This is a genomic window from Curtobacterium sp. Leaf154 (assembly GCF_001424595.1).
GTDB classification, from domain to species: Bacteria; Actinomycetota; Actinomycetes; order Actinomycetales; family Microbacteriaceae; genus Curtobacterium; species Curtobacterium poinsettiae.
Window position 1 is genome coordinate 218227 of record NZ_LMOS01000008.1, and the last position, 25141, is coordinate 243367.

Annotated in this window: 20 protein-coding genes, 1 tRNA gene and 1 pseudogene; 14 read left to right on the top strand and 8 right to left on the bottom strand. The window is 71.2% G+C overall.

Annotated elements, in window-relative coordinates; genetic code table 11:
* Nucleotides 1–21: 21 nt before the first annotated feature.
* On the top strand, nt 22–1254 hold the full coding sequence (locus ASF75_RS16090) for a CDP-glycerol glycerophosphotransferase family protein (RefSeq protein WP_056073000.1): 1233 nt from the start codon (nt 22–24) through the stop codon (nt 1252–1254).
* A 47-nt stretch (nt 1255–1301) separates the two neighbouring features.
* Here ASF75_RS16090 and ASF75_RS16095 read toward each other — a convergent pair whose 3' ends face one another.
* The 4 genes from ASF75_RS16095 to ASF75_RS16110 all read right to left on the bottom strand — a co-directional run bounded on the left by ASF75_RS16095 (nt 1302) and on the right by ASF75_RS16110 (nt 4055).
* Nucleotides 1302–1604, bottom strand: a complete 303-nt coding sequence (locus ASF75_RS16095; RefSeq protein WP_017887022.1) for a hypothetical protein — start codon at nt 1602–1604, stop codon at nt 1302–1304.
* A gap of 116 nt (nt 1605–1720) precedes the next feature.
* Nucleotides 1721–2491 (bottom strand): ABC transporter ATP-binding protein, encoded by a 771-nt coding sequence (locus ASF75_RS16100; protein ID WP_056073002.1) that lies wholly within the window; start codon nt 2489–2491, stop codon nt 1721–1723.
* Nucleotides 2491–3315 (bottom strand): ABC transporter permease, encoded by an 825-nt coding sequence (locus ASF75_RS16105; RefSeq protein ID WP_017887020.1) that lies wholly within the window; start codon nt 3313–3315, stop codon nt 2491–2493. The genes ASF75_RS16100 and ASF75_RS16105 overlap by 1 nt, the downstream gene beginning before the upstream one ends.
* Before the next feature lie 44 nt (nt 3316–3359).
* Nucleotides 3360–4055, bottom strand: a complete 696-nt coding sequence (locus ASF75_RS16110) for an NTP transferase domain-containing protein (protein ID WP_017887019.1) — start codon at nt 4053–4055, stop codon at nt 3360–3362.
* A gap of 297 nt (nt 4056–4352) precedes the next feature.
* On the opposite strand from ASF75_RS16110, the gene ASF75_RS16115 reads away from it, so the two are divergent.
* The 3 genes from ASF75_RS16115 (at nt 4353) to ASF75_RS16125 (ending at nt 7540) form a co-directional block, all read left to right on the top strand.
* Complete coding sequence (locus tag ASF75_RS16115) at nt 4353–5627, top strand: ABC transporter ATP-binding protein (RefSeq protein WP_235517723.1); 1275 nt, start codon at nt 4353–4355, stop codon at nt 5625–5627.
* Entirely contained in the window at nt 5603–7174 is a 1572-nt protein-coding gene (locus ASF75_RS16120; RefSeq protein WP_056073005.1) for a hypothetical protein, read from the top strand. Before ASF75_RS16115 ends, ASF75_RS16120 begins: the two co-directional genes overlap by 25 nt.
* Before the next feature lie 105 nt (nt 7175–7279).
* Nucleotides 7280–7540, top strand: coding sequence for a DUF3039 domain-containing protein (locus tag ASF75_RS16125; protein ID WP_017887016.1), 261 nt, complete (start codon nt 7280–7282; stop codon nt 7538–7540).
* Nucleotides 7541–7728: 188 nt separating this feature from the next.
* Here the strand turns inward: ASF75_RS16125 and ASF75_RS16130 are convergent.
* Nucleotides 7729–9021: pseudogene (locus tag ASF75_RS16130) on the bottom strand (nicotinate phosphoribosyltransferase); the annotation flags it as partial.
* A gap of 112 nt (nt 9022–9133) precedes the next feature.
* Between ASF75_RS16130 and murI the strand changes: the two are divergent.
* The 3 genes from murI to rdgB are packed head-to-tail and all read left to right on the top strand — an operon-like array spanning nt 9134 to nt 11303.
* Nucleotides 9134–9979 carry a glutamate racemase gene (gene murI / locus ASF75_RS16135; protein WP_031259647.1) on the top strand — a complete coding sequence of 282 codons (846 nt, stop codon included), beginning with the start codon at nt 9134–9136 and terminating at the stop codon, nt 9977–9979.
* Nucleotides 9976–10713 carry a ribonuclease PH gene (gene rph, locus ASF75_RS16140; RefSeq protein WP_042539201.1) on the top strand — a complete coding sequence of 246 codons (738 nt, stop codon included), beginning with the start codon at nt 9976–9978 and terminating at the stop codon, nt 10711–10713. The genes murI and rph overlap by 4 nt, the downstream gene beginning before the upstream one ends.
* Nucleotides 10710–11303: an RdgB/HAM1 family non-canonical purine NTP pyrophosphatase gene (gene rdgB / locus ASF75_RS16145; RefSeq protein WP_042539203.1), complete on the top strand. Its 594-nt coding sequence runs from the start codon at nt 10710–10712 to the stop codon at nt 11301–11303. The genes rph and rdgB overlap by 4 nt, the downstream gene beginning before the upstream one ends.
* 118 nt (nt 11304–11421) lie before the next feature.
* Here the strand turns inward: rdgB and ASF75_RS16150 are convergent, their stop codons facing one another.
* The 3 genes from ASF75_RS16150 to ASF75_RS16160 all read right to left on the bottom strand — a co-directional run bounded on the left by ASF75_RS16150 (nt 11422) and on the right by ASF75_RS16160 (nt 13875).
* Nucleotides 11422–12129: a DedA family protein gene (locus ASF75_RS16150; protein ID WP_017887011.1), complete on the bottom strand. Its 708-nt coding sequence runs from the start codon at nt 12127–12129 to the stop codon at nt 11422–11424.
* A 145-nt stretch (nt 12130–12274) separates the two neighbouring features.
* Nucleotides 12275–12355: transfer RNA gene (locus ASF75_RS16155), tRNA-Leu, on the bottom strand.
* A 212-nt stretch (nt 12356–12567) separates the two neighbouring features.
* Nucleotides 12568–13875, bottom strand: coding sequence for an MFS transporter (locus ASF75_RS16160; RefSeq protein ID WP_056073008.1), 1308 nt, complete (start codon nt 13873–13875; stop codon nt 12568–12570).
* A gap of 56 nt (nt 13876–13931) precedes the next feature.
* On the opposite strand from ASF75_RS16160, the gene mnmA reads away from it, so the two are divergent.
* The 7 genes from mnmA (at nt 13932) to gatB (ending at nt 25138) form a co-directional block, all read left to right on the top strand.
* Nucleotides 13932–15038, top strand: coding sequence for a tRNA 2-thiouridine(34) synthase MnmA (gene mnmA, locus ASF75_RS16165; protein WP_031259645.1), 1107 nt, complete (start codon nt 13932–13934; stop codon nt 15036–15038).
* A 66-nt stretch (nt 15039–15104) separates the two neighbouring features.
* Complete coding sequence (gene ligA / locus ASF75_RS16170) at nt 15105–17435, top strand: NAD-dependent DNA ligase LigA (RefSeq protein ID WP_056073013.1); 2331 nt, start codon at nt 15105–15107, stop codon at nt 17433–17435.
* Between the two features lie 178 nt (nt 17436–17613).
* Nucleotides 17614–18990, top strand: coding sequence for an alpha/beta hydrolase (locus ASF75_RS16175; RefSeq protein WP_056073016.1), 1377 nt, complete (start codon nt 17614–17616; stop codon nt 18988–18990).
* A gap of 248 nt (nt 18991–19238) precedes the next feature.
* Entirely contained in the window at nt 19239–21584 is a 2346-nt protein-coding gene (locus ASF75_RS16180; RefSeq protein ID WP_156463921.1) for a transglycosylase domain-containing protein, read from the top strand.
* Nucleotides 21585–21774: 190 nt separating this feature from the next.
* Nucleotides 21775–22074, top strand: coding sequence for an Asp-tRNA(Asn)/Glu-tRNA(Gln) amidotransferase subunit GatC (gene gatC / locus ASF75_RS16185; protein ID WP_017887005.1), 300 nt, complete (start codon nt 21775–21777; stop codon nt 22072–22074).
* An 11-nt stretch (nt 22075–22085) separates the two neighbouring features.
* On the top strand, nt 22086–23633 hold the full coding sequence (gene gatA, locus ASF75_RS16190) for an Asp-tRNA(Asn)/Glu-tRNA(Gln) amidotransferase subunit GatA (protein WP_056073021.1): 1548 nt from the start codon (nt 22086–22088) through the stop codon (nt 23631–23633).
* Entirely contained in the window at nt 23633–25138 is a 1506-nt protein-coding gene (gene gatB, locus ASF75_RS16195; RefSeq protein WP_017887003.1) for an Asp-tRNA(Asn)/Glu-tRNA(Gln) amidotransferase subunit GatB, read from the top strand. Before gatA ends, gatB begins: the two co-directional genes overlap by 1 nt.
* Nucleotides 25139–25141 lie beyond the last annotated feature (3 nt).

Here is a 25141-nt window from a genome sequence, read left to right on the forward strand (position 1 = left end):
AGCAGACCCGGAAGAAGCACCATGTCGATCATCAGCGACCTACGGACCGCACTGCGGCTCGCCGAGCGACTCCTGACGTCACGCCGGAGCCGTCGTCAGCTCGCACAGCGACTGCCGTCCGCGCGGCAGCCGAAGCCCGGTTCGATCGAGATCGCCGTGTACTTCGCCGACGGCCCGGTCAACATGTACCAGGTGCGTCAGTGGTACGCACCGCTGGCCGAGCTCGCGAAGACGCACCCGGTGGCGATCATCTCGCGGAGCCCGGGGACCATGCTGACGCTGCTCGACGAGTCGCCCGTGCCCGCGGTCTACGCCCGGCAGGTGGTCGACCTCGAGCACTTCGTCGACACCCAGGCGCCGAAGGTGGTGCTGTACGTCAACCAGAACGCCCGCAACTTCCAGATGATGCGGTACGGGCGGATGTGGCACGTCTTCGTCAACCACGGCGAGAGCGACAAGATGTACATGACCACGAACCAGTTCAAGGCGTACGACTACGCCCTGGTCGCGGGCGATGCCGCGCGTGACCGACTGGCCGAGGCGCTGTGGGACTACGACCTGGACGCCCGGACGATCGCGATCGGACGCCCGCAGGCCGACCACTTCGCCGGAGCGGCTCCGTACCCGGACGACGACCGGACCGTCGTGCTCTACGCCCCGACGTGGGAGGGCGACCGCGGCGCCGCGGCGTACGGGTCGATCGCGTCGCACGGCACGGTCATCGCGGACCAGGTGCTCGCGTCGCGCCGACACCGTCTGGTGTACCGCCCGCACCCGCGCAGCGGCGTGCTCGACCCGGCGTACCGCGCGGCGCACGAACGGATCGTCGCGGCGATCAGCGCCGCGAACACCGCCGACCCTGCGGCGCACCACCTGTACGACGACGGTGGTGACCTGGGCTGGCAGCTGGCGGACGCCGACGTGGCGATCACCGACATCAGCGCGATGATCTACGACCGGCTCGCGGTGGGCAAGCCGCTCATCGTCACGCGTCCGGTCTCGCCCGAGGCCGACGTCGACGAGCGTGGGTACCTGAGCGACGCGAACTGGTTGACCGTGGCCGACGCCACATCGGTGCTCGCCCGCGTCGACGCCGCTGCGAGCGACGCCGAGGAACTCGCACGTCTGCAGCACTGGGTCGCCCGGTACTTCGGCGACACGACGCCGGGCGCCGCCACGGAGCGGTTCCACGCCGCCGTGGAGTGGCTGCTGGAACGGTGGCGGACCGTCGCCGCCGAACGCGACGGGCGCTGACGCTCCGTCGTCACCCCGGATGTCCGGTGCCGGGTGCTCGGGCCGCGTCACGGCTGGAGGCCCGGCCCGACGAGTGACATCCGCCAGAGGTACTCGGAGCGGTCGGGTCGGCGCCACCGCACGATGACGACCCCGGTGTCCTCGGGGTCGGCGCCGAAGACCGCCAGGGACAGCGAACGGCCCGGGTCGAGGCGACGCACCGCGAGCGGGGGGCAGTAGCCGTTGCCCAGATGGGTGAGGGAGAGTCCGTCGACCGGCTCGGAGCCGGTGTTGACGAGGTCGTACCGGCGCGGTGCGTGCGATCGGTCGACGGCGAACGGGACGGCGTACGCGGTTGGTGGGTGGTGCATGGGGGGAACGTTAGGGGGAGGGTCCGACGGCGGGACCCCGGTTGCGGCCACGAGGACCGGGGGCTGTGGAGGGAGCCACCGGTGCGCGCGTTCGTGCGGGGGAGTACCCCGGCCGGTCAGGAGCCGTAGTCCGCCGCGTACCGGGCGAGCGCGGCCTCGATGGTGCCGTCGAGCTGCAGACGACCCTTGTCGAGGTAGAGCCCGCGATCACAGAAACGACGGAGGTCCTTGTCGCTGTGGGAGACGAAGAACAGCGTCCGACCGCCGGCCAGGAGTTCCTCGATGCGCTTGTAGCACTTCTCGCGGAAGGCCTTGTCGCCCACGGCCAGGACCTCGTCGACCAGGATGACCGGTTCGTCGAGCCGGGAGATCACGGCGAACGCGATGCGGACCTTCATGCCGCTCGACAGGTGCTTGTACGGGGTGTCGACGAAGTCCGCGATCTCGGCGAACTCGATGATCTCGTCGAAGGCGTCGCGGATCTCGGCCCGTGACATGCCGTGCAGACCGGCCGTCAGGTACACGTTGTCCCGGACCGTGAGGTCTCCGACGAACCCACCGGTGATCTCGATGAGCGGCGCGACGCCGGCGCCCACGTCGACGCGGCCCTCGTCGGGCAACATGACCTGGGCCACCAGCTTCAGCAGGGTCGACTTGCCCTGGCCGTTCCGTCCCACGACCCCGATCGCCTCGCCCGGGCGGACGTCGAACGACACGTTGCGCAGGGCCCAGAACTCGTCGGCGCGCTTGCGGCGTCCACGCCCGGCGAACAGGTCCTTGAAGTTCCGGCTCGCCCGACGGTTGCGTTTGAAGCAGATGCCGGCGCCGCGGACGGAGATGACCGGTGCGACGGTCTCGGTGCATCGGGTCTGGTCGGTCGCGGTCATCACAGCTCCTTCAGCACGCGGTGCTCGCTGCGGCGGAACACCGCGAACCCGATCACGAGCACGATGCCGGTCACGACCACCGACGCGCAGACCTCGAGCCAGTCGAGCTGGCCCGGGAAGAACGCCGCACGGTACATGCCGAAGATGCCGGTGAGCGGGTTGACCGCGGCGATGTCGCGCAGTGCAGAGGGCAGCGCGTGGGTGCCGTAGATGATCGGGGACGCGTAGAACAGGAACCGCAGGACGAGCTTGGTGGCCCGCTCGAGGTCGCGGAAGAAGACCACGAGCGGCGCGACGATGAGCCCCAGGCCGTAGACCAGCGCGCACTGCAGCACGATCGCCAACGGGAAGAACACGACCTGCCAGTGCAGGTGCGCACCCGTCGCGATCGCGAAGGCCGCCAGGACCGGCAGGCTCAGCAGGAACTCGATGCCCTTCGACGCGTCGATCCGTGCCACCCAGATCGTGCGGGGGATGGTGGTGGAGCGGATGAGCTTCGATTCCTTGATGAACGCCCGGGTGGAGTCCGAGACCCCGCCGGTGAACCACATCCACGGCAGCAGCGCGGACAGCAGGAACACGATGTACGGATCTTCACCGACGGAACCGCGGTGGAAGACCTGCGTGAAGACGAACCAGTAGATCCCCGACATCACGAGCGGGTCGAGGATCGACCACACGTAGCCGAGCGCTGACGTCGAGTAGCGGACGCGGAGGTCGCGGACGGTCAGCAGCCAGAGGGCCTGACGATAGCGCCGACCGGCGCTCCGGGCGCTCGCAGGTGCGGCAGCCGCGGGCGCGGTCGGCGCACTCGCTGTGGTCACGGTTTCCCTTCGGGCGGAACCGCCGAGGGGTCCTGACGGGTGGTTCAGGCGAACAGGTTGTTCGCGCGCTCGAGGTCCTCGGCGAAGTCGATCTCGACCGCGTACAGGTCGGAGATGTCGATCGGCGTCCAGCGTAGCCCGTCCTCGGCGATGGCAGCTTCGATGCCGCCCTCGAAGTACTCCTGGTCGTCGACGCGACCGAGCTGACGGATGAGGGCCTGCTTGTCGGCCGCGGAGACGTAGTTGATCCCGACGGCTTCGCCGAGACCCCCGACGACCTGCTTGGACAGCTTGTGGATGAAGCCTTCGGCGTCGACCGTGTACTTGACCTCTTCGTCGGAGACCTTGTCGGTGTTGACGCTGACGAAGGAACGGCCTTCGTCGATCATGTCGGCCGCACGGACGAGCGCCATCGGGTCGAAGACCACGTCGCCGTTCATCCAGAGGACACCGCTCTTGCCGGTGGCCTTGAGCGCGCGCAGCAGGCTCTTCGAGGTGTTCGTGGAGTCGTACGACTCGTTGTAGACGAAGTTCGCTTCGGGGAAGGCCTCGACGATGTGCTCCGACTTGTAGCCGACGACGATCGTCACGCGGGCGCTCGAACCGAACGCGGCGCGGATGTTGTCGAACTGCTGCTGCATGATGGTGCGGCCGTCACTGAGCTCCGTGAGCGGCTTCGGCAGGCTGCGGCCGAGCCGGCTGCCCATCCCCGCTGCGAGGATCACGATCTGCGTGGTCATGCTGGTCCCTTCTGGTGTCCGCCCGCGCACCCTGGGGTACGGGCGGGCCTCGTCGAGTCTGCGCTTCCAACGTCCGAGTTGCCCGAGAACCGGTCGCGTCGACGTGGAAGTCGCTGCGAGGAGGCCGCCGGGATCGCCTGCTGGAGCAGGTTTCCAAGTGGTGAACACTCCTTCGTGCCCTGGTGAATGATACGGAAACACCCCCTCGCTGGGTACGGGTCGGCGCGCTTCGTACTCAATTCGTGACCCTGGCCGACTCGGTCCCCGCCGGTCGGAGACCGTTGGTACGGTGGGTCGATGCCAGCGCGAGCAGAGAACGAGGACGTGTACGCCACGGCCGACGCTGCCTGGATGACCGAGGCGGGGGACGCCGACGACGCGGACACCGCCGCGGCTGCGGAGGACGCAGCAGACGACGACACGGGGGACACGGATGCGGACGACACCGCCACTGATGACGCGATGACCGGCGAGACGACGGTCACCCGCACCGGGGAGACGACGGACGCCAGCACCGACGAGACGACGGGCACCCGCGCCGACGGCGTGACGGACGCCCGCTCCGACGAGGCTCCGGGCCCGGCAGACGCCCCGACCCCGGCAGCCGCGCCGCGCCCCGCGAAGGCGCGCGGCGGCAAGGGACGCACCAAGCGCCCGACGAAGGCCGCCCCGCGGACCGAGGCCGAGCCTCCCGCGCCGACGGCCGCCGACGACGCGACGGGCGACGCCGACCAGGCGACCACCGCCGCTTCGCCCGCGGCGAAGAAGCGTGCACCCCGCGCCGCCGCGCCGAAGCAACCCCAGACGCTCCAGCCCGTGGTGCTCGCGGCGAGCGGCCTGGTGAAGCGGTACGGACAGACCCTGGCCGTCGACGAGGTCGACCTCGAGATCCGGCAGGGCTCGATCTTCGGCGTGGTCGGCCCGAACGGCGCCGGCAAGACGACGACCCTCTCGATGATCACCGGACTGCTGCGCCCCGACGCCGGCTCGGTGACCGTGCTCGACCACGACGTGTGGGCCGACCCCACGGCCGCGAAGCGGAGCCTCGGGGTCCTGCCGGACCGGCTCCGCCTGTTCGACCGGCTGACCGGTGCGCAGCTGCTGTACTACTCGGCCACGCTCCGCGGGCTCGACGGCACCACCGCCCGGAAGCGCAGCGCCGACCTCGCCGAGGCCTTCGGGCTGGGCGAAGCGCTCGGACGCCAGGTCGCCGACTACTCCGTCGGCATGGCGAAGAAGATCGCCCTGGCCGCGACCCTCATCCACTCACCGCGGGTGCTCGTGCTCGACGAGCCGTTCGAGTCGGTCGACCCGGTGAGCGCCGCGACGATCACGGACATCCTGCGCCGCTACACCCGGGGCGGCGGCACCGTGGTGCTGTCGAGCCACTCGATGGAGCTCGTGCAGCGCACCTGCGACTCGGTCGCCATCATCGTCGGCGGCAAGGTCCTGGCGTCCGGCACCATGGCCCAGGTCCGCGGCCGCAAGAGCCTCGAGGACAAGTTCGTCGAACTCGCCGGCGGTCGTGTCGTCGCAGAGAGCATGGAATGGTTGCACAGCTTCTCCGGCTGAGGGCGGACCTGCTCGCGGGCGAGGTCCGCGGCACCGCCCGCCGTTCCGTCGCCGTCGTGCTCGCCAGCCTCGTCGGTCTCCTCGCCGCCGTGTTCGTCGCGTCGCGGACGATCGCGCTCGGCGATGCCGACCCGGACGTCGCACGCGCCGTGGTCGTGCCCGTCGGCACCCTGATCGCCTTCGGGTTCACGGTCGTGCCACTCGTCGTCGGGCGGAGCGACCAGCTCGACCCGCGGCGCTTCGCCGTGTTCGGGATCGAGCGACGTCGCCTGGCGATCGGGCTCGTGGTCGCCGGACTCGTCGGCATCCCCGTCATCGGTGTGGTCGTCGTCGCGGCCGGTCAGGTCGTCGCCTGGGCCCGTGACCCTGGGCTCGGACTGCTCGCGGTCGTCGGTGGTCTGCTCGGCGTCGCGACCTGCGCGTTGCTGATCCGGGTGTGCTGCACCGTCGGTTCGCGGCTGATCGGCCCGGACCGCTCCCGGGACGCCGGGTGGCTGGTGGCCCTCGTCATCGTCGTCCTCTCGATCCCGACGGTGGCGCTGTTGCTGCGCGTCGAGTGGCTCGACCCGCAGGGCGCCGAGATGCAGCGCGTCGCGGACGTCGCCGGGTGGACCCCCTGGGGCGCCGCCTGGGCCGTGCCGGCCGAGGTCGCGAGCGGCCACGTCGGTGCCGGCCTCCTGAAGCTCCTGATCGCGGTCGTCGTCGTCGCACTCCTCGCGTGGGCGTGGTGGTCGCTCGTCGGCCGTGCCCTCGAGACCGTCGACGACCGACCCCGCACTCGCCGGTACCAGGGCCTCGGCTGGTTCGACCGCTTCGGGTCAGCCCCGGTGTCCGCCGTCGCCGCCCGGGCGCTCACCTACTGGGTGCGCGACCCGCGGTACCGCACGTCGTACCTGATCATCCTGCTCGTGCCGATCGTCGTGATCCCGCTCGGTGTCGCCGGGGTGCCGTGGCAGTGGACCGCGCTCGTGCCGCTGCCGCTGATGGCCCTCATCGCCGGGTTCCTGCCGCACAACGACGTCTCCTACGACAACACGGCCGTGTGGCTGCACGTCGCCTCCGGTGCGCCCGGGTGGAGCGATCGGCTCGGTCGCGTCGTGCCCGTGCTGGTCGTGGGAGCGCCCGCGATCGTCGCCGGCGCCGCGCTCTCCGCACGGCTGTTCGGCGACTGGGCGGCGTTCCCGCTGCTCATCGGTGTGAGTGCGAGTGCACTGCTGTCCGGCCTCGGGCTGTCGAGCGTCCTGTCGGTGCTGATGCCGTACCCGACGGTGCGCCCGGGCGATCACCCGTTCCAGCAGCCGCAGGCCGCCGGCGTCACGGCGACGGTGGCGCAGGCCTCCATGGTGATCGGCATCGTGCTCTGCACGGTCCCCGCCGCCTGTCTCGCGGTGCTCGCCGTCGTGCAGGGTCCGGAGCCGTGGTCGGTGCTGACGCTCCTGGTGGGCATCGGGGTCGGTGCCGTCGTGCTCGTCATCGGTATCTCCGTCGGCGGACGCCTGTTCGACCGACGCGGCCCCGACCTGCTCGCCGCGGCACAGCGCAACTAGCGGCACGACGCAACCAGCGGCACAGCGCGACTAACGGCCCAGCGGCACAGCGCGACGAGCGGGACGGGCGGCGCGCCCGCGGGCGGACCGTCGTACCCTGGAACCATGAGCATGACGGAACCAGGCGGCGGCCTCGACGTGATGGACCGGGAGCTCGAGAAGCTCCTCGAAGAAGAAGCGATCGAACCCGGTGACCACGAGCGGTTCTCGCACTACGTCAAGAAGGACAAGATCCTGCAGTCGGCCCTGTCCGGCAAGCCGGTCAAGGCCCTGTGCGGCAAGAAGTGGATCCCGGGCCGCGACCCGGAGAAGTTCCCGGTCTGCCCGGACTGCAAGGCGATCTACGAGAAGATGAAGTCCGAGTAGACGCGACCGACAGGCGGACAGGAGGCCCGTGGCGACGCCGCCACGGGCCTCCTGTCCGTCTGCCGCGTCCGCCGGCTGCGCATCGTGAGCAGAAGCGGTCGGGTCGCCGTCGGGCAGGCGACCATTCCTGCTCACCAAGCGGGCACGCGACGCGACGCGACACGATGTGCGCGGCGCGCGCCGCGACGTCAGATCACCAGGGTCGGGATGGCGGGGTCGCCACGTCCGATGCGCGACGCGTCGGCGGGCAGCTCCGCTTTCGCGCGCTTGTGGTGCGCGCGTGCGGCCTCGACGCCCTGCGTGCCGAGGAACGCCGGGTCGACCTCGCCGCCGGTGACGACGGGGACGAGGAGCGGTCGCTCGTCCGGACCGACCTGCGCTCCGGTGAGCACGACCTCGGCGGTGGCGACGCCGTTGCGGAGGCGTCGCCCCGCCTCCTTCCGGCCGCCGATCGACGCCTTGTCGGCCGACTTCTTGGCGACGGGGACCCAGTCACCACCGTCGGCGTCCCGGTGTGCGACGAGCTTGAACACCATGCCGGCGGCGGGGTGCCCCGAGCCGGAGACCACCGAGGTCCCGACGCCGTACGAGTCCACCGGGGCGGCTCGGAGTGCGGCGATCGTGTACTCGTCGAGGTCGTTCGTCACCGTGATCTTCGTGCTCGTCGCGCCGAGCCGGTCGAGCTGTGCGCGCACCGCGGCGACGACCGACGGCAGGTCACCGCTGTCGATCCGGACACCGCCGAGCTTGCCGTCGGTGAGCCGCACGGCGGTCTCCACGGCTGCCTCGATGTCGTAGGTGTCGACGAGCAGGGTCGTGGCGTTGCCGAGCGCGTCGAGCTGCGAGCGGAAGGCCTGCTCCTCGGAGTCGTGCAGCAGCGTGAAGGCGTGCGCGGCGGTGCCCATCGTCGGGATGCCCCAGGTGCGCCCGGCTTCGAGGTTGCTCGTCGCGCCGAACCCGGCGATGTACGCGGCACGGGCGGCGGCGACGGCGTTCCACTCGCCGGTGCGGCGGGAACCCATCTCGGCGAGCGGGCGGCCGTCTGCGGCGGAGACCATGCGGGCGGCGGCCGAGGCGATCGCGGAGTCCGCGTTGTAGATGCTCAGCGCGAGGGTCTCGAGCACGACTGCCTCGGCGAAGGTGCCCTCGATCTGCAGGATGGGGGAGTTCGGGAAGTACACCTCGCCCTCGCGGTACGCCCGGACGTCGCCGGTGAACCGGTAGTCGGCGAGCCACGCCGCGGTGCCGGCGTCGATGACGCCGCGGTCGCGCAGGAACCCGATCTCCTCGTCGCCGAAGCGGAAGTCGCCGAGGGCGGTGAGGAAGCGTCCGAGGCCGGCCGCGACACCGTAGCGGCGGCCGTCGGGCAGCCGCCGGGCGAACACCTCGAAGACGCATCGCCGGTCGGCGGTCCCGTCCTTCAGGGCCGCGTCGACCATGGTGAGTTCGTACTGGTCCGTCAGGAGCGCGCTGGTCACGTCTCCGACACTAGTGACGTGCCGGTGGGGAGGCCCGGATCACCCCGTGCGCCCGGCCAGCGTGGCGCGCGTGGTCGCGTCGGTGCTCGTCGGCGGGCGTCGGTACGCTGGTGCCGTGACGGATGCACCGATCGGAGTCTTCGACAGCGGGGTCGGTGGGCTCACGGTGGCCCGCGCCATCATCGACCAGCTCCCGCGCGAGAGCATCCGGTACGTCGGGGACACCGTGCACTCGCCCTACGGTCCGAAGCCCATCGCGGACGTCCGCCGCTACGCGCTCGAGGTCATGGACGACCTGGTCGAGCAGGGCGTCAAGGCGCTGGTGATCGCGTGCAACACCGCCTCGTCCGCCGTGCTCCGGGACGCCCGCGAACGCTACGAGCAGGCGTACGGCATCCCGGTGGTCGAGGTCATCCAGCCAGCTGCCCGCGCCGCCGTCAAGCAGACCCGGACGGGCCGCATCGGGGTCATCGGCACCGTCGGCACCATCGCGTCGCGCGCCTACGAGGACGCCTTCGCGGTCGCTGCCGACGTCAGGCTGACCACGGCCGCGTGCCCGCGGTTCGTCGAGTTCGTCGAGGCGGGTGACACCTCGTCGCCGTCGCTCCGTGCGGTCGCGGCCGGGTACCTCGACCCGATCCGCGCCGCCGACGTCGACACCCTGGTGCTCGGCTGCACCCACTACCCGCTGATGTCCGCCGCGATCCAGTTCGTCATGGGTCCGGAGGTCACGCTCGTCTCCAGCGCCGAGGAGACCGCGAACGACGTCTACCGCCGACTCGTGGAGCACGGGCTCGAGCGCACCGCGACCACCGCCCCGACCTACTCGTTCGAGGCGACGGGCGACGACAAGAACGGCTTCATCCGGCTCGCCCGGCGCTTCCTCGGACCCGAGGTCTCGAGCGTCGGCCACCTCCAGACGGGGGCCATCACGCTGCCCCGCACCGAAAGGACCCCATGACCGACACACTCCGCGTCGACGGCCGCACCGCCACCGACCACCGTCCCGTCACGATCGAGCGGGGGTGGAGCTCGCAGGCCGAGGGCAGCGCGCTCATCTCGTTCGGTGACACCAGGGTGCTCTGCACCGCGTCGTTCACCAACGGCGTGCCCCGCTGGCTCGCCGGCAAGGGCACCGGCTGGGTCACCGCCGAGTACTCGATGCTGCCCCGGTCGACGAACGAGCGCATGCAGCGCGAGTCCATCAAGGGCAAGGTCGGCGGCCGCACGCACGAGATCTCCCGCCTGATCGGCCGGTCGCTCCGGGCCGTCGTCGACACGAAGGCCCTGGGCGAGAACACCCTGGTCATCGACTGCGACGTGCTGCAGGCCGACGGCGGCACCCGCACGGCGTCGATCACGGGCGCGTACGTCGCGATGGTCGACGCGATCGAGTGGGGCCGCGCCAAGGGCTTCATCGCGAAGAAGGCCACCCCGCTCACCGACAGCGTGCAGGCGATCTCGGTCGGGATCGTGGGCGGCGAGCCGATGCTCGACCTGGCCTACACCGAGGACTCCGCCGCCGACACCGACATGAACATCGTCACGACGGGGTCGGGCAAGTTCATCGAGGTGCAGGGCACCGCCGAGCACGCGCCGTTCGACCGCGACGAGCTGAACGTCCTGCTCGACCTGGGCCTGGCCGGCAACCAGTCGCTCGCGGCGATCCAGCGTTCGGTCCTGGGCCTGGCGTGACGTCCCGCGAGGTGGTGCTGGCCACCCACAACCAGGGCAAGGTCGTCGAACTGCGCGAGATCCTCGGGTCGGCGTTGGGCGAGGGCGTCGAACTCGTCGGGTACGACGGTCCGGAGCCGGTCGAGGACGGCGACAGCTACGCGGCGAACGCCCTGATCAAGGCCCGTGCCGCGGTCGCCCACACCGGGCTGCCGGCGCTCGCCGACGACTCCGGGATCGCCGTCGACGCACTCGACGGCGCACCGGGCATCCACTCGGCCCGGTACGCCGGCACCCGGTCGGACGCCGACAACATCGCGCTGCTGCTGCAGAACCTGGACGGCGTCGTCGAGCGCACCGCCGCCTTCGTGTGCGCGGCCGCGTTCGTGACACCCGACGGTCAGGAGCACGTGGTCGAGGCCGTCTGGAACGGCGAGGTCCTGACCGAACCCGTCGGCGACGGCGGCCACGGCTACGACCCGGTGTTCCGGCCGGACGACGCGGATCGTTCGTCGGCGGAGCTCACCCGCGACGAGAAGAACGCGCTGTCGCACCGCAGCAAGGCGTTCCGCGGGATCGCGCCGGTCGTCCGGGAGCACTTCGGCGTCTGAGCGCCGGCGCCCGTTCCGTTTCGAACGACCGAAGTCGCCCCGGACCACGTGATCACGTGGTCCGGGGCGACTTCGTTGTCCGTCGACGCGCGGACGCGCCGGACAGTCGGTGCTGCGACTAGAGCGTCGGGTCGACCGTCGGGGTCGCGGCGGCCTCGGCCTCGTTCGCGTGCTTCGCCTTGCGGGCGTTGCGCAGGTACGTCAGCGCCATCGGCACGACGGTCACGACGACGGCGGCCAGCAGGATGATGTCGATGTACTCGCGGACGATGTGCGCCACGAAGGGGATGTGCCCGATGAAGTACCCGAGGAACGTCACCCCGACGCCCCAGACCACGGCGCCGATGGCGTTGTAGAGGGAGTACTTCTTGTAGTCCATCCGGCCGACGCCCGCGGCGATCGGGGCGAAGGTGCGGACGACCGGCACGAAGCGCGCCAGGATCACGGCGAGGGGGCCGAAGCGGTGGAAGAACGCGTTGGTGCGCTCGACGTTCGCCTTCGAGAAGAGCCCGCTGTCCTTGCGTTCGAAGATCGGTGGCCCGGCCTTCTTGCCGATGTAGTACCCGAGCTCGCCGCCGAGGAACGCGGCAGCGCCGATCATCAGCGCTGCGACCCAGATCGGGATGCCGCCGATCTCGCCGCCGCGGTCGAAGGCGAACAGACCGGTGATGACCAGCAGGCTGTCGCCCGGGAAGATGAAGCCGATGAGCAGACCGGTCTCGGCGAACACGATCGCGCAGACCACGAGCACGGCGATGGCCCCGAAGTGGTCGAGGATGTACTGCGGATCGAGCCACGGGATCAGGGCGAGTGCGACGGAGTGCATGGTTCTTCCGGTCGTGGAGGCGGGGGTCACGGGGAGGACACCCGCGGGACGAGGGTACCGCCCGGGAGTGGCCGGGCCATCCCTCGCAGGAATGACCTGCTCGAGGCGTGCGGATGACCGCAACCGTGTGGCAGGGGGGACTCGGTGCGGAAGGAGGGACTCGAACCCTCACGCCTGGGGCACAGGAACCTAAATCCTGCGTGTCTACCGATTCCACCACTCCCGCGAGCAGCGGCAGTCTACCGAGCGCGGGGTGCGCGGCGGACGTGCACCGGGCCTCCAGGCCGTGGGACGCACTGTGAGCGATCCGCCACCCGGTGCGACCTTGGCGGCTGGGTGCGGCGCTGTGGATGCGCACGGTGCGGTCCACGGCGCACGGAGCGGAGGAGCGCGCACGGTGCGCCACGAAGCGACAGCGCGCACGGTGCGCGCCGTGCGTCAGCGCAACGGGCGCGGCAGGTACCGGGGCACGTAGCGGAGCAGGATGCCCGCGCCGACCAGGCCGAGCACGCCCATGACCCCGCTCGCGACCGCGATGGAGGCGACGGCGGTCACGCCGGAGATGAGGAGCGGTGCCGCCGCCGACCCGAAGTCGCCGGTGAACCGCCACGCCCCCAGGAACGGTGCCGGGGCGTCGCGCGGGGCGAGGTCCGCGCCGAGCGTCATGAGGATGCCGGAACCGACGCCGTTCGCCAGCGACATGCCCATCGCGATCGCGACGAACCAGCCGACCCGGGCGTCCAGGTGGCCGCTCCAGGCGAGCAGGAAGTAGCTGATGCTCAGGCCGAGCATGCAGGGCAGGGCGCTCGCGAGCCGCCCCCAGCGGTCCATGATCTGCCCGCTCGTGTAGAACAGCGCGAAGTCGACCGCTCCGGCGATGCCGATCACCAGCGCCGCGGTCGAGTCGTCGAGGCCGACGCTCACCGCCCACAGCGGCAGGATCACCTGCCGCCCGGCGCGCATCGCGCCGATCAGGCCGGCGCCGCTGCCGAGCCGCAGCAGGACCGCCCCGTTCGCGCGGATGGTGCGGAAGAGCCCCTGCGCCTCCTGCTGGACGAACTGCGCGCCCGTGTCGGCGGGCGGTTCGGTCGCGTGGCCGCTCGCGTCCGCCCCGTGGCCGGTCGACTGCCTGGAGGCCCGTGGCGGCAACCGCAGACCGCGTGTGCCCGTCGCCGGGTCGCGCAGCACCAGGAGCACGACCGCCGCCGCCAGGCAGCAGACGACGTGGATCCAGAAGGCGCTGCTGGTGGTGCCGGTCAGGTGGATGACACCGGCGGCGATGAACGGCCCGACGAAGTAGCCGAAGCGGAAGACGCCGCCGAGGCTGGACAGCGCCCGGGCGCGGATCCGGAGCGGGATCGCGGTGGTCATGTAGGCGTGCCGAGCGAGGGCGAAGACCGCGGTGGAGACACCGACCAGGAACACCCCGAGTGCCAGGACCCAGGCGTTCGTGGCCGTCGTGGCGACCACGAGCCCGACCACCGAGACGAGCGCGGCGCCGATCATCGCGTTCCGCTCACCGATGCGGGCGACGACGATGCCCGACGGCACGTCGCCGATGAGCTCGCCGACCAGGATGAGCGAGGCGACGAAGCCCGCGAACGCCAGGCTGGCACCGAGCGAGTCGGCGGCGATCGGGATGATCGGGATGATCGCGCCCTCGCCGATCGCGAAGAGCGCTGCGGGCAGGAACCCGGACAGCAGGACGGACCGGAAGTCGAATGAGTCGTTCCCCGTCGTGGCCATCGCTCGACCAACCGTACGCCAGCGGTACCGCTTCGTCGGCGGGTTACCCTGGGGGCATGCGTGTTCTTGCGGCGATGAGCGGTGGTGTCGACTCGGCGGTGGCCGCAGCCCGGGCGGTCGACGCCGGCCACGACGTGGTGGGCGTGCACCTGGCCCTGAGCCGGATGCCCGGCACCCTGCGCACCGGCAGCCGCGGGTGCTGCACCATCGAGGACTCGATGGACGCCCAGCGCGCCGCGTCGGCCCTCGGGATCCCGTACTACGTGTGGGACTTCTCGGCCCGGTTCAAGGAGGACGTCGTCGACGACTTCGTGGCCGAGTACCAGGCCGGCCGCACCCCGAACCCCTGCATGCGCTGCAACGAGCGGATCAAGTTCGCGGCGCTGCTCGAGAAGGCCCTGGCCCTGGGCTTCGATGCCGTCGCGACCGGGCACTACGCCTCGATCGTCACCGGCCCGGACGGCTCCCGCGAGCTGCACCGGTCGGCCGCCTGGGCGAAGGACCAGTCGTACGTGCTCGGGGTCCTGACCGCCGAGCAGCTGCAGCACGCCATGTTCCCGCTCGGCGCGACCCCGTCGAAGGACGAGGTCCGAGCCGAGGCCGCCGAGCGCGGGCTGACGGTCGCCCAGAAGCCGGACTCGTACGACATCTGCTTCATCCCGGACGGCGACACCCGCGGCTGGCTGGCGGACCGCGTCGGCACGGCTCCCGGCGAGGTCGTCGAGCGGGACGGCACGGTCGTCGGCTCGCACGAGGGCGCGACCGGCTACACCGTCGGACAGCGTCGCGGCCTGGCCCTCGGTCGTCCGGCGCCGGACGGCAAGCCGCGGTTCGTGCTCGAGATCCGCCCGAAGGACAACACCGTCGTCGTCGGCCCGAAGGAAGCCCTCGCCGTCACCTCGATGTCGGGCTCGCGCTTCACCTGGGCGGGCACGGCGCCGGCCGACCCCGCGACGCCGTTCGCCTGCGACGTGCAGATCCGCGCGCACGCCGACCCGGTGCCCGCGACCGCCCGGGTGCAGGACGACGTGCTCGTGATCGACGTCGACGAGCCGCTGCACGGGGTCGCTCCCGGACAGACGGCCGTGGTCTACGTCGGCACGCGGGTGCTCGGCCAGTGCACGATCGACACCACGGTCAGCGCCGTCCCCGTCGACGCCTGACCCCGCCGCTCCCGGGGCACACGCCCGCTGCACGCCGCGTCGGTGGTGCACGGTAGAACTGATGCCATGAGCGAGACCGACGCGACGTTCGAGACCATCGACCCCGACGGGCTCGACGCCGCCCAGGCCGCGCGAGAAGTCGACCGGTTGCGCGCCCGCGTCAACGAGCTGCGGCACGACTACTACGAGGGCAACGCCTCGCCCCTGTCCGACGCCGACTACGACGCGCTGGTGCACCGCCTCGACGCGATCGAGCGGCGGTTCCCGGAACTCGTGACGCCCGACAGCCCGACGCAGACCGTGGGCGGGCAGGCACAGACGACGCAGTTCGCGCCGGTCGAGCACGCCGAACGCATGCTCTCGCTCGACAACGTGTTCAGCCCCGACGAACTGACCGAGTGGGGCGACAAGGTGCAGCGGGACGCCGGCGCCGAGCGGGTGCGGTTCCTGACCGAGCTGAAGATCGACGGTCTGGCGATCAACCTGCGGTACGAGCACGGTCGGCTCGTCTCGGCGGCGACCCGCGGCGACGGCGTGGTCGGCGAGGACGTCACCGGCAACGTCCGCACGATGGGCACGATCCCGGACCGCCTGTCCGGCACCGGTCACCCGCCCCTGGTCGAGGTCCGGGGCGAGATCTTCTTCCCGGTCGCCGAGTTCGACGAGCTGAACGCCAACCAGCGCGAAGCGGGGGAGCGGGTGTTCGCCAACCCGCGCAACGCCGCCGCCGGGTCGCTCCGCCAGAAGGAAGAAGGCAAGTCCGAGGCGAAGCGGGCACTGATGGTCGACCGGTTGCGGCGTCTGCGGATGCTCGTGCACGGCATCGGCGCGTGGCCCGTCCGTGAACTCGAGCAGGGCACCGACGTCCGCAGCCAGTCCGAGGTGTACGAGCTCCTGCAGACCTGGGGACTGCCGACGAGCAGCCACTACCGGGTGTTCGACACCATCGACGAGGTCAACGGCTTCGTCCGCACCACGGGGGAACGCCGATCGTCGGTCGAGCACCAGATCGACGGCGTCGTCGTCAAGGTCGACGACCTCGCCCTGCACGAAGAACTCGGGTCGACCTCGCGTGCGCCGCGGTGGGCGATCGCGTACAAGTACCCGCCGGAAGAAGTCCACACGACGCTCACCGACATCGTGGTCAGCGTCGGTCGGACCGGCCGTGCCACCCCGTTCGCCGTGATGGCCCCGGCCGAGGTCGCGGGGTCCGTCGTCCGCCAGGCCACACTGCACAACCAGCAGGTCGTCAAGGCGAAGGGCGTGCTGATCGGGGACACCGTCGTGCTGCGGAAGGCCGGCGACGTCATCCCTGAGGTCCTGGGCCCGGTGGTCGAGCTCCGCGACGGCTCCGAGCGCGAGTTCGTGATGCCGACCCACTGCCCCGAGTGCGGCACGGAGCTCGCCCCGGCGAAGGAAGGCGACATCGACCTGCGCTGCCCGAACGCGAAGAGCTGCCCGGCGCAGGTGCGCGGCCGGGTCGAGCACATCGCCTCGCGCGGGTCGCTCGACATCGAGGGGCTCGGCGAGGTCGCGGCCGCGGCTCTGACGCAGCCGCTCCGCCCGGAGACCCCGCCGCTCGTGACCGAGGCCGGACTGTTCGACCTGACGATGCAGGACATCGTCCCGATCGAGGTCATCGTCCGCGACGCCGAGACCGGCATGGAGAAGGTCGACGACGACGGCACACCCAAGCGCGTCACGCCGTTCAGCCGGGCGCGCAAGAAGACCGACCCGCCGTTCGACCCCGGAGCACGCGGTGCCGACTACACCGGTGAGCCGAGCCGCTACCCGTCGAAGAACGCGTTCGAGATGCTCGCGAACATCGACGCCGCGAAGACGAAGCCGCTGTGGCGGATCCTGGTCGGCCTGAGCATCCGCCACGTCGGACCCGTCGCCGCCCGTGCCCTGGCGAACCACTTCGGCTCCCTCGACGCCATCCGGTCGGCCTCGCGCGAGGACCTCGCCGCCGTCGACGGGGTGGGCGGCATCATCGCCGACGCCCTGCTCGCCTGGTTCGAGGTCGACTGGCACCGCGAGATCATCGACCGGTGGACCGCGGCCGGCGTGCAGTTCACCACCCCGGGCCACCCCGGCCCCGGCAGCGCCGAGGTCGAGGGCGGCGTGCTGAGCGGCGTCACCGTCGTCGCGACCGGTTCACTCGAGGGCTACACGCGCGAAGGTGCGCTCGAGGCCATCATGACCGCCGGCGGCAAGGCGGCCTCGAGCGTGAGCAAGAAGACCGACTTCGTGGCCGCCGGACCGGGAGCCGGTTCGAAGCTCACGAAGGCCGAACAGCTCGGGGTCCGGATCATCGACGCCGAGCAGTTCCACCTGCTCGTCACCGAAGGGCCTGCGGCGCTCGCCGAGCCGGAGGCGCCCGCGACCGAGGACTGAGCGGGGCGCGAGCACACGGGATCCCATCCGCTGCGCGCGGCGCGGAGCCGACGGCGCCCAGTCCGGGGGACAAGTTGCATCACGCATGGATGATCCGCGGACATCTCCGTAGACTCGGCGGAGCATCACCCGTCGTCTGCAGGGGGACGTCGGGACGGCCTTCCCGGGGGAGATCCGATTGTTGCTCATCGCCGCGGCTCTGCTCACCGCCTCGATGCACTCGCTCGGAGTGATCGAGGCCCCGGGCGTGCCCCCGGTCCCGGTCGCCAGGGCCACCGCCGTCGCGACGGCCCCGTCACGCATCGTGCCGCTCGACGACCTCACCGTCGTCGCCACGTCGGCGTCGCTGCGACGGGTCGGGGTCGACGACCTCGCCGTCGCCCACGGGCGGGCGTTCGTCGAGGACCTCGGTGCACTCGGGCCCGCAGCCCTGCGCCGTGCGGCCACTGACCGCCGCGTCGTGGCAGCCGTGCAGGACGACCCCCCGCCCGCCCAGACCGTCGCGCAGTGGTGGTCGCACCTGCCCGCCGACGAGCAGGACCGCCTCCTCGTGCACGCACCTGCTCTGGTCGGCAACCTCGAGGGCGTGCCCTACGTCGTCCGCGACCAGGCGAACCGCGCGACGCTGCACTCCGGTCTCGCCGACGCCCACGTCGGTGCCGCCCGGGCCGCGATGCTCGGGCAGGTGCGGGACTCGCTGGTGCACGAACCGGGTGACCCGCGGCGCTTCCTCGTGACGCTGGACACCCGGGGCTCCGGGCGTGCGGCGATCAGCATCGGTGACCTCGACACGGCGGCCGACGTCACCGTCGTGGTGCCGGGCATGTTCTTCACGGTGACCGGACAGATGACCGACTTCACGAACACGGCGAACGACCTGTCCAGCGAGCAGGCCACCCTCGCCCCGCTCGCCGCGACCGGCAACGGGTCGGGTGTCGCCGTGGTCGCCTGGATGGGGTACCGCACGCCGGACCTGTCCAACATCATGTCGCTCGAACTCGCGCGGACCGGGGCCCAGCGGCTCGAACGGACCGTCGCCGGACTGCGTGCGCTCCGCGCGGACGACCGACCGCGGGTCAACATCGTCGCGCACTCGTACGGGTCGACGGCGGCGATGATGGCCCTGGCGTCGGGCCGGATGACCGCGGACACCCTGACGGTCCTCGGGTCACCGGGCAGCGACGTCCGCTCCGCGTCCGACCTCGCCGTCGCCACCGGGCAGGTCTTCGTCGGCGGCGCGCACAGCGACCCCATCGCGGGCTCCGGGTACTTCGGCACCGACCCCGGCGGAGCCTCGTTCGGGTCCACCGTGCTCGACCTGGCCGGCGGCGCCGACGCTCTGTCCGCCGGGGACGTGTTCCGCCGACCGGTCGGGCACAACGACTACCTGAAGCCCGGAACGGCGTCGCTGCACGACGTCGCCCTGATCGGGATCGGGCGCGGGGACCTGGTGCGCGAGCAGATCCGGCGCGGACGGTCGGGTGGTGACGGCATCGTCGGTGCCTCGCCGGACATGTACCTCGTGCGCCCGCAGGACCTGCAGCCCCGTGACTGACGGACCGTGCCGGACGGGCCGTGCCCGACGGGCGGTGCCCTGCGGATCCTGACGACGCGGTGAGCGTGACCCGATCGTGACCGCCGGCCGACGTGCCGGGGCCGCCGCGGGCCTCCCGGCCGGATCGGTGCACACGTGCGGATCGCGACGCCGCCTCGAAGGCCGCCTGGGTGGCAACCTGAACGCGACCGCAGCCTGCACTCGTTCCAGGGCAGAACCAGTACAGCACTGCTGCCTACGGTTCCGTCATGCGTGTGGTGCGATGGCCTGGTGCTCTCCTGATGTTCGTGGTGATGTCCGTGCTCGCCGGCATGCTCGTCGCCGTCGCGGTGACCCCGGCGGTCGCCGTCGCGGGAGAGGGGACGTCGGGGGCGGTGTCGTTCTTCGAGGACCTGCCGACCTACCTCGACGTGCAGACCCCGCAGCAGGTGTCGTCCGTGTACGCGGAGCAGGGCGGGAAACAGGTCAAGATCGCCTCGTTCTACGCCGAGAACCGCACGAACGTGACGGCCGACCAGATGGCGGACACGCTCAAGGAAGCCGCGATCGACACCGAGGACCCGCGCTACTACGACGAGGGCGGCATCGACGTGCTCGGCACCCTGCGCGGTGTCGCCGCGACCGTCGTCGGCGGGGACGTGCAGGGCGGCTCGAGCATCACGCAGCAGTACGTCAAGAACGTCCTGGTGCAGCAGTGCGAACAGCTCACCGGCAAGGACCAGGCCGCGACCAAGAAGAAGATCGACGCGTGCTACCTGGACGTCGCCGGCGTCACCCCGCAGCGCAAGCTGCAGGAGATGCGGTACGCCATCGCCGTCAACAAGAAGTACTCGAAGGACGAGATCCTGACCGGGTACCTGAACCTCGTCGGGCTCGGCGGCCGGGTCTACGGTGCCGAGGCGGGGGCCGAGTACTACTTCGGCGTGCACGCCAAGGACCTGTCGCTCGTGCAGTCCGCCACGCTCGTCGCGATCCTGAACAACCCGTCGAACCTGCGCATCGACGTCCCGGGCGACAAGGAGAACGGCAAGGCGAACGGGTACGCGCTGACGAAGGAGCGCCGCGACTACGTGCTCCGCCGGATGCAGGTGCACGGCTCCATCACGAAGGCCGAGATGACGAAGGCGATCGCGACGCCCGTGACGCCGAAGATCACGGAGACCGCCAACGGGTGCTCGGCGGCCGCGACGAGCTACGACGCCGGGTACTTCTGCGACTACGTCCGCGATCAGGTGCTGCAGGACCCGGCGTTCGGCAAGACCGCAGCGGCACGCATCGCCACGCTCGACACCAAGGGCCTGCAGATCCACACCTCGCTCGACCTCGACCTGCAGGGCCAGGCGCAGAACGCCCTGTCGACCTACGTGCCGGCGACCATGGCCGGCGTCGACGTCGGTGGCTCGAACGTCACCGTCGAGCCGGGGACCGGGCGGATCATGTCGATGGTGCAGAACACCACGTACACGCAGGGCGACAACGCCGGCGCCGGTGCCACCGCGGTCAACTACAGCGCCGACTCCGGGTACGGCAACTCCGGCGGGTTCCAGACCGGCTCGACCTACAAGGTGTTCACCCTGGCCGAGTGGCTCGCCAGCGGCCACACCCTGTCCGAATCCGTCTCCACGACGGAGCACACGTTCCAGAACTCCGAGTTCACGAACTCGTGCCAGAACGTCAGCGGCGGGGTCTGGCCCGTCGCGAACGCCGAGACGGTGCCGGCGTCGATGACCGTGCAGGCCGCGACCGTCGAGTCGATCAACACGGCCTTCGGCGCGATGGGCAAGCAGCTCGACCTGTGCAAGATCGCCCAGCTCGCGCAGGCGATGGGGATCCACCGGGCCGACGGGGCCGCCCTCGGCCAGACGCCGTCGTCGATCCTCGGCGTGAACGAGCTGTCGCCGATCGACCTGGCCGAGGCCTACGCGGGCTTCGCCAACGGCGGCGTCGTCTGCACGCCCACCGCGATCGACTCGGTCACCGAGGCCGACGGCACGAAGATCACCCCGACGCCGTCGTCCTGCACGCAGGGCGTCTCCGCCGACGTCGCGGGCACCGTCGACTACGCGCTGCAGGGTGTGCTGTCCGGATCGGGGACCGCCGCGACCGCGAACCCCGGGGACAGCGTGCCGAAGTTCGCGAAGACCGGCACCACCGACGGTGACGTGCAGAACTGGCTGGTGGCGTCGTCGACGAAGTACACGAACGCCACCTGGATCGGCAACGTCCAGGGCGGCGTGAGCCTGGCGCACTGGCCGTTCCTGCAGGGCACGACCGGGTACAGCGCGAAGTTCGGGGTCGGGAAGTCGATGATGGCGTACCTGGACCAGACCGTCGGCGGGCGAGCGCTGCCGGCACCGAGCCAGGCGATGATCGGGCAGGCGAGCAAGTCGTCTTCGTCGTCGTCTTCCTCGTCGTCGGGCTCCTCGTCCGGGCAGGGGAACGCGCAGGACGACCAGGCGACACCGGCGCCGACGTCCGCGCCCGACGGGGGTGCTGCCGCGTCTCCCGCTCCGGCTGCTCCCGCTGCTCCCGCTGCTCCGGCGGCTCCGGCGGCTCCGGCCGCGCCGGCTGGCGGCGGCAAGGACGGGAAGTGACCGCTCGGGTCCACGCCGCCGGTTCCTGAACGACGCGCCAGCGTCGGGCAGTCCGTGCCCGTGGGGCGCGGCCCGCTGCCGGTCCGGACGCCCGGCACCGGGCCGGGCGTGCGTTGTCCACAGCCGCGCCTGCGCGCTCGACGCAGCCAATAGACTGTTGGGCATTCCACGAACCGATCGACGGAGCACCATGCCTGACATCACGAGCGAGCAGGTCGCGCACCTGGCGAACCTCGCACGTATCGCACTCACGCCCGACGAGATCGAGAAGCTGACCGGGGAGCTGTCGCACATCGTCGAGAGCGTCGCCAAGGTCGCCGAGGTCGCGACCGACGACGTCCCGGCGACGAGCCACCCCGTGCCGCTCGGCAACGTCACCCGACCCGACGTGGTCGGCACGACGCTGACGCAGGAGCAGGCGCTCTCCGGGGCGCCCGACTCCGACGGCGAACGGTTCCGCGTGACCGCCATCCTCGGCGAAGAACAGTAGGGCGAAGAACAGTGACCGACGACATCACCAAGCTGAGCGCCGCGGCGCTCGCCGACGCCCTGGTGGCCCGCGACGTCTCGAGCGTCGAGGCCACCCAGGCCCACCTCGACCGGATCGCCGCCGTCGACGGCGACGTGCACGCGTTCCTGCACGTCAACCAGAACGCCCTGGCAGCCGCGAAGTCGATCGACTCGCGCCGTGCCGCCGGCGACGACCTCGGGCCGCTCGCGGGTGTGCCGATCGCCGTCAAGGACGTCCTGTGCACGCAGGACATGCCGACGACATCGGGGTCCAAGATCCTCGAAGGCTGGGTGCCGCCGTACGACGCGACCCCCGTCGCGAAGCTCCGCGCCGCCGGCCTCGTGCCGCTCGGCAAGACCAACATGGACGAGTTCGCGATGGGCTCGACCACCGAGTTCTCGGCCTACGGGCCCACCCGCAACCCGTGGGACCTCGACCGGATCCCCGGCGGATCCGGTGGTGGCTCGGCCGCTGCGGTCGCGGCGCACGAGGCACCGCTGGCCCTCGGGTCCGACACGGGTGGCTCCATCCGCCAGCCGGGTGCGGTGACGGGCACGGTCGGTGTGAAGCCGACCTACGGCGGGGTGAGCCGCTACGGCGCCATCGCCCTGGCGTCCAGCCTCGACCAGATCGGTCCGGTGTCCCGCACGGTCCTCGACGCCGCGCTCCTGCACGACGTCATCGGCGGGCACGACCCGAAGGACTCCACGTCCATCCCGGACGCCTGGCCCTCGATGGCCGCCGCCGCACGCGAAGGGCTGCAGGCGGACACGCTCCGCGGCCTGCGGGTCGGCGTGGTCAAGGAACTCGCCGGTGGTGACGGCTTCCAGGCCGGTGTCACGCAGCGTTTCCAGGAGACCGTCGCGCTGCTCGAGTCGGCCGGCGCGGTCGTCGTCGAGATCGATGCGCCGTCGTTCGCGTACGCCATCAGCGCGTACTACCTGATCCTCCCGGCCGAGGCGTCGTCGAACCTCGCCAAGTTCGACTCGGTGCGCTTCGGCCTCCGCGTCACGCCCGAGAACGGTGCCACCGTCGAGGACGTCATGGCCGCCACGCGTGAAGCCGGCTTCGGGCCCGAGGTCAAGCGGCGCATCATCCTCGGCACCTACGCCCTGAGCGCCGGGTACTACGACGCCTACTACGGCTCGGCGCAGAAGGTCCGCACGCTCGTGCAGCGCGACTTCCAGGCCGCGTTCGAGCAGGTCGACCTGCTCGTCAGCCCGTCCGCGCCGACGACCGCGTTCCCGATCGGTGAGCGCATCGACGACCCGCTGGCGATGTACCTCAACGACCTCACGACGATCCCGGCGAACCTGGCCGGCGTGCCCGGCATGAGCATCCCGAACGGTCTCGCGCCCGAGGACGGCCTGCCCGTCGGCGTGCAGCTCATGGCGCCCCAGCGCGAGGACGCCCGGCTGTACCGCTACGGTGCCGCGCTCGAGCGTCTGCTCGAACAGCAGTGGGGCGCACCGCTCATCGCGTCCGTCCCGGACCTCGACCAGAGTCAGCAGTCCGCTGCGCAGGAAGGTGCGATCTGATGGCGCAGAAGGACGCGCTGATGGACTTCGACGAGGCGCTCGAGCGCTACGAGCCGGTGCTCGGCTTCGAGGTCCACGTCGAACTCGCGACGAAGACCAAGATGTTCTCGGACGCCCCGAACTTCTTCGGCGGCGAACCCAACACGAACGTCACCCCGGTCGACCTCGGGCTGCCCGGGTCGCTGCCGGTCGTGAACGCGCAGGCCGTGCGGTACTCGATCCAGCTCGGGCTCGCGCTCGGCTGCTCGATCGCCGAGTCCTCGCGGTTCGCCCGGAAGAACTACTTCTACCCGGACAACCCGAAGAACTACCAGGTCTCGCAGTACGACGAGCCCATCGCCTACGAGGGCGAGGTCGAGGTCGAGCTCGCCGACGGCACGATCTACAACATCCCGATCGAGCGCGCCCACATGGAAGAGGACGCCGGCAAGCTGACCCACGTCGGTGGTGCCACCGGCCGCATCCAGGGTGCCGAGTACTCGCTCGTCGACTACAACCGTGCCGGTGTGCCGCTGGTCGAGATCGTCACGAAGCCGATCTTCGGTGCCGAGCACCGCGCCCCCGAGCTCGGTGCGGCGTACGTGCAGGTCATCCGCGACCTCGTCCGGGCGCTCGGTGTCTCCGAGGCGCGCATGGAGCGCGGCAACCTGCGGTGCGACGCGAACATCTCGCTGCGTCCCCGCGGGCAGGAGAAGCTCGGCACCCGCACCGAGACGAAGAACGTCAACTCGTTCCGCGCCGTCGAACGTGCGATCCGCTACGAGATCCAGCGTCAGGCCGCGATCCTCGCCGCCGGTGGCTCGATCACGCAGGAGACCCGTCACTGGCACGAGGACACCGGTCGCACCTCGGCCGGTCGCCCGAAGTCCGACGCCGACGACTACCGGTACTTCCCGGAGCCCGACCTGCTGCCCGTCGTGCCCGACCCGGCCGTCGTGGCGGAGCTCCGGGCCTCGCTGCCCGAGGCCCCGGTCGCACGTCGTCGTCGTCTGAAGGCGGACTGGGGCTTCGCCGACCTGGAGTTCCAGGACGTCGTCAACGGCGGGCTGCTCGACGAGGTCGAGGGCACCGTCGCCGCCGGCGCTGCACCGCAGGCCGCCCGCAAGTGGTGGACCGGTGAGATCAGCCGCGTCGCCAACGCGCAGGACGCCGCCCCCGGTGACCTGGTGTCGCCGAAGCACGTCGCCGAGGTCATCGCGCTCGTCGAGTCCGGTGACCTGACCGACCGCCTGGCGCGCCAGGTGCTCGAGGGCGTCATCGCGGGCGAGGGTTCGCCGGCCCAGGTCGTCGAGGCCCGGGGGCTCAAGGTCGTCTCGGACGACTCCGCCCTGACCGCCGCGGTCGACGAAGCGCTCGCGGCGCAGCCCGACGTGCTGGCCAAGATCCAGGACGGCAAGGTCCAGGCGGCCGGAGCCATCATCGGTGCCGTCATGAAGGCCATGAAGGGCCAGGCCGACGCCGCACGCGTGCGTGAACTCGTGCTCGAGCGCGCGCAGCAGTCGTAGGCG

What these genes read in the sequence shown, in the direction of transcription:
- ASF75_RS16150 (WP_017887011.1), bottom strand. Translation starts at nt 12,129, where the DNA reads ATGCACTCCGTCGCACTCGCCCTGATCCCGTGGCTCGATCCGCAGTAC.
- ASF75_RS16110 (WP_017887019.1), bottom strand. Translation starts at nt 4,055, where the DNA reads ATGACCACGCAGATCGTGATCCTCGCAGCGGGGATGGGCAGCCGGCTC.
- mnmA (WP_031259645.1), top strand. Translation starts at nt 13,932, where the DNA reads ATGCGTGTTCTTGCGGCGATGAGCGGTGGTGTCGACTCGGCGGTGGCC.
- ASF75_RS16115 (WP_235517723.1), top strand. Translation starts at nt 4,353, where the DNA reads ATGCCAGCGCGAGCAGAGAACGAGGACGTGTACGCCACGGCCGACGCT.
- gatC (WP_017887005.1), top strand. Translation starts at nt 21,775, where the DNA reads ATGCCTGACATCACGAGCGAGCAGGTCGCGCACCTGGCGAACCTCGCA.
- ASF75_RS16095 (WP_017887022.1), bottom strand. Translation starts at nt 1,604, where the DNA reads ATGCACCACCCACCAACCGCGTACGCCGTCCCGTTCGCCGTCGACCGA.
- ASF75_RS16090 (WP_056073000.1), top strand. Translation starts at nt 22, where the DNA reads ATGTCGATCATCAGCGACCTACGGACCGCACTGCGGCTCGCCGAGCGA.
- ASF75_RS16180 (WP_156463921.1), top strand. Translation starts at nt 19,239, where the DNA reads ATGCGTGTGGTGCGATGGCCTGGTGCTCTCCTGATGTTCGTGGTGATG.
- ASF75_RS16125 (WP_017887016.1), top strand. Translation starts at nt 7,280, where the DNA reads ATGAGCATGACGGAACCAGGCGGCGGCCTCGACGTGATGGACCGGGAG.
- ligA (WP_056073013.1), top strand. Translation starts at nt 15,105, where the DNA reads ATGAGCGAGACCGACGCGACGTTCGAGACCATCGACCCCGACGGGCTC.
- rph (WP_042539201.1), top strand. Translation starts at nt 9,976, where the DNA reads ATGACCGACACACTCCGCGTCGACGGCCGCACCGCCACCGACCACCGT.
- gatB (WP_017887003.1), top strand. Translation starts at nt 23,633, where the DNA reads ATGGCGCAGAAGGACGCGCTGATGGACTTCGACGAGGCGCTCGAGCGC.
- ASF75_RS16120 (WP_056073005.1), top strand. Translation starts at nt 5,603, where the DNA reads ATGGTTGCACAGCTTCTCCGGCTGAGGGCGGACCTGCTCGCGGGCGAG.
- ASF75_RS16100 (WP_056073002.1), bottom strand. Translation starts at nt 2,491, where the DNA reads ATGACCGCGACCGACCAGACCCGATGCACCGAGACCGTCGCACCGGTC.
- ASF75_RS16160 (WP_056073008.1), bottom strand. Translation starts at nt 13,875, where the DNA reads ATGGCCACGACGGGGAACGACTCATTCGACTTCCGGTCCGTCCTGCTG.